Here is a 3963-nt window from a genome sequence, read left to right on the forward strand (position 1 = left end):
CCGGCGCCGGGTCGGTCGACGGCCCGCCCGCAGGTGCGGCGGCGGGCGCTCCGCAGGGCCGGGCGGCGGACGGCGGAGCGGGAACGGGTTCGTGGACGCGGACGGCCTCGGCACGCACCAGCGCGCCCATCGCGGCATAGACATCGAACGGCATGACGGATCTCCTGCGGTGTGCGGAGTCGGACGGTGGTCGCGGCAGGCCGGGGCCGGTGCGATCGGCGGCGACACCGCCCACGCGTCCCGGCACCTCCCGGCCGGGCACCGTCAGCAGCGCAGGACCACCTCGCGGACGGGCCCGACGCCTTCACCGGTCCTGGGCCGGGCCGCCCCCGCGTCGGGTCGCCGCGCCGCTCCGTCACCGTGGGCCGCCACCGTCCCGGTCCGGACGGCCCGGTGGACGACGACGCCCGCCGACACACCCACCCGGTCACGGCGTCGTTCGCTGGGCTCGGAGCAGTTCTCCGGATCGGGCGCGCCGGGCGGCGTCGAAGGGCCACCCTCACCTGCGGGCCGTTCCTGGCCGGCTGCGCAGTGGCCGCTCGCCACGCGCTCCGGGAAGCCGCTGTCGGCTCCCCCGCCGAGCAGCGCGAGCGCGAGTGCGACACCCATCAGCACCACGACCGCGAACCGGGCCGTGGAATGGCCGAGCCGGGTCGTACGCCCCATGGGTCATCCTCCAGGAATCCGCCCCCAGCCAACTCCGGACGGGCCCTGGACCACCCTCCGAAGCGCACCCGCCTCACCCATCAGGGGAGCCGATTCACCCTGACGGCGTACGTCGAGGACGTCTGCCGGTCACTCTCCGTAAAAGCACTCCCGCTTCAGACCATGCCTGCCTTCTCGTCGCCGGCGAGGAGCCCGGCGCCTGAGCACGACCCGGACCGGGTGCCGGCCGCCCGTTCGTGACCGCGGCTCCGCACCGCCGGCGCATCGCGCGCGGCCCGGCAGCGGGAGCGCTGCCGGGCCCGGCCGGGGTGGCGTGCTTCAGCGGCGGCCACCCGGGTACTGCGGGGTCACAGCCTCCAGACCTGGTCGTTGTAGGACGGCACGCAGTCGTACACGCGGGCGGGGTCGGAGCTGTCCTGCCAGGCGAAGAAGACGAGGCAGCGGTTGTTGTGGGTGTTGCGGATCTGGTAACCCTGGTCGACCTTGTCGAGCTGCCAGACCTGGTCGGCGAACTGGGCGTCGCAGAACGTCTGGAGGGCGGCCGCTCCGTTGTCGGGCGTCTGCCACGGGACGTAGAGGCAGCGGTTGCTGTAGGTGTTGCGGACCTGGTAGCCCTGCGCGACCTTCTCCACCCGCCAGAGCTGGTCGGTGTACTGGGGGTCGCAGAAGCTCTGGCGAGCGTTCGCGCCGTCGCCCGGCGTCTGCCACGGGACGTAGAGGCAGTTGCCGTTGTGGACGTTCTTGATGGAGGCGGTGCGCCAGCGCACGCTCCGCACCCAGTCGGCGAGGACGTCGGCGCGGGTGCCGTGGGCGCCGGTGCGGGTCTCGGTGGCCGGGACGCCGAGGCAGCCACCCTGCCAGGAGCGGCTGGTGACGGCGACGAGCTCGCCCTGGCCCCCCGTCTCGCGGATCACGGGCGCGCCGGTGTCCCCGAGGCAGACGGTGGCGTCGGCGGGCGCGGTGGCGGCGAGGTCGATGCCGGCCGCCTCGACGGCGCCCACGCCGAAGGTGGCGGTGTGGGGCGCGGTGGGGGCCCACACGGTCCTGGTGCGCCCGTAGCCGGCGACCTTCAGTCCCTCGCCCGGGACCGGCGCCGCGGTGGCGACCGCGAGCGGGACGACGGCGGTGGCGGGCGAGGCCAGACGGGCCATCACGAGGTCCCGGTCGGCGTGCGGGACCAGCTCGGTCACCTCCGAGGTGTGCCCGCCCGCCGCGTTCAGGTCACCGCGGCCGACGATCGCCGTGGTCTTCTTCTGCGGCGCACCCGCCGGCACCGCGAGCGACTGCGCCGGGTTCTCGGCGAAGCAGCTCGCGGTGGTCAGCACCCAGTACGGGTCGACCAGCGTCCCGGTGCAGGTGCGGTTGCCGACGCCCAGCTTGGCCAGGTACGGCCGGTCCGAGGCGCCGGTGCCCGGCGACGCGGGGCCGGTGGCGGTGATCTCCAGCAGGGTGTGGGCGCGCCCCTGGGGGTCCGCCGCCTCCCCGACCGCGGTCCACAGGTGCCGGTCGACGGTGAAGGAGGTACCGGCACCGTCGACGGACATGGCGACGCTCACGTCGCGCACGCCGTCGCTCTGGATGCCGTGGACCCGCGGGACCTCCAGGCTCAGGTACCCGGTCGCCCCCGTCATACGGAAGCAGAGGTCGTCCCGGCCGCGCGCCATGATCCGCAGCAGGCCGCCCCCCGGCGCACAGGGCGCCAGCACGATGTTGCCGTTGCCGGCTTTCAACCGCACGCCCCTCTCGGCGAGGATCCGGTCCGCGTCCGGATACGAACCGTCCTCGACGACGAACGGCGCGGCGGCGGTGGGCGTCGCGCCGGCCGGTGTGATGCCGAACGCCCCGTAGAGCAGCGACATCCCGATCGCCGCGCCGGCTGCCACTATTCGAGAAGAAACCCTCATTTCGGGCTCCTCACCCCCCATATCCCTCTGGCTTGAATTCGACTTCCCCGTCATCGGCACGGCGACCGGCGGCGGCCCGGGCGGTGCCGCGCGGATGCGCCGGCACCACGTCCCGGCCGCCGACCTGCCGGGATGACGGGTCATTGATATCACCTCGGCCGCTGAACGAACCCCGACTGTCCGCAATGTGATGGATAGTAAATTATGGGTCGGATGCGTCCATTGTTCTGACAAATTCGACGGAAACCCGCCGCGCGTCGAACGCGTCATGAAATCATTCGCCCCGGGGGGAAGTCGTTCACCCCAATCGGTTTCGTGACGAACTGACTGATTTCGAGGGGATCGAGGGGATTATGCAACAGCAGATACCGCGGGGGCGTCGGAAGGAGTCCCCGCACGCCGGACCGGCGCGCCGCCTTCTGGCGGGCATCGCCGTGCTCGCCCTCGCGGCGGGATCGCTGTCCGCCGCCGCCACCGCAGCGGCGGACACGCCCGCACCACCCGCCCCCGGCCCCCGGGCCCAGGCGGTCGCCGAGTGGAAGTCGGGCGGAAAGGCGGTCCGGGCCGCCGCCGGACAGGCGCTCACCGGATCGGACGACGAGATCGCCGCGTTCCTGGAGACCGGGCGCGCGATCGCGGCCGAGGAGGACGACAGGCTCGCCGTCCTCCACCTGCTCAACGTCAGCGGCCCCGGCGTCCGGGAGGCCGCGCAGGCGGCGCTCGCCGGCACGCCGCAGCAACTGCGTGCCTTCCTGACGACCGGCTGGACGGCGCCGTTCACGGAGGACCGCAAGGTCGGCATCCTGCGGGCCATGAACACCGGCGGGACCGCCGTGAAGGAGGCCGGCCAGCTGGCGCTCGACGACGGCTCCCCGGAGGCGGCGGCCCGGTTCTTCGCCACCGACCTGCAGAAGGCGCAGGAGGAGGACGACCGGGTCCGCGTCCTGCGGCTGCTGAACGTCGGCGGCCCCCAGCTGAGGAAGGCCGCCAGCGCCGCCCTGGACGCCGGCCCCGCGGAGGTCCGGGAGTTCCTGCGCGAGGGCCAGAACGCCGCCCGTGCCCAGGACCAGGAGGCCATGACGGTCGGACAGCTCGTCGAGGCGGCCCGCCAGGCGGGCGCCGAGGCCGCCAAGGAGACCGCGTCGGCCAAGGAGGCCTCGGGCCGCGCCGTGGACTCCGCACGCCTCGCCAAGGAGGCGGCCCAGCGGGCCGCCGCCGAAACCGCCGCCGCCCAGGGATCGGCCCAGAAGGCGACGGCGGCCGCGAGCCGGGCCGCGGACGCCGCCGAGAGCGCGGCCACCGCCGCCCGCACCGCGATCACCGCAGCCAACGCGGCCAGCAGTGCGGCCCGCACCGCGGCCTCCGCGGCCTCCGCCGCCGCAGCCGCGTCGGC

General features: G+C 74.3%; 3 protein-coding genes. 1 reads left to right on the forward strand and 2 read right to left on the reverse strand.

Translation table 11 applies throughout. The features are described 5' to 3' along the window. Positions 1–264 precede the first annotated feature (264 nt). Together ABZY91_RS41610 and ABZY91_RS41615 are read right to left on the reverse strand one after the other, a co-directional pair. Entirely contained in the window at positions 265–666 is a 402-nt protein-coding gene (locus ABZY91_RS41610) for a hypothetical protein (RefSeq protein ID WP_355409399.1), read from the reverse strand. A gap of 347 nt (positions 667–1013) precedes the next feature. After that, positions 1014–2549: a trypsin-like serine protease gene (locus ABZY91_RS41615; RefSeq protein ID WP_355409401.1), complete on the reverse strand. Its 1536-nt coding sequence runs from the start codon at positions 2547–2549 to the stop codon at positions 1014–1016. Between the two features lie 374 nt (positions 2550–2923). Here ABZY91_RS41615 and ABZY91_RS41620 point away from each other — a divergent pair. Then, positions 2924–3963, forward strand: a 1040-nt coding sequence (locus ABZY91_RS41620) for an ALF repeat-containing protein (RefSeq protein WP_355409403.1), incomplete at its 3' end; no start/stop codon positions are given.

The organism is Kitasatospora sp. NPDC002965, from assembly GCF_040611255.1.
GTDB lineage: Bacteria > Actinomycetota > Actinomycetes > Streptomycetales > Streptomycetaceae > Kitasatospora.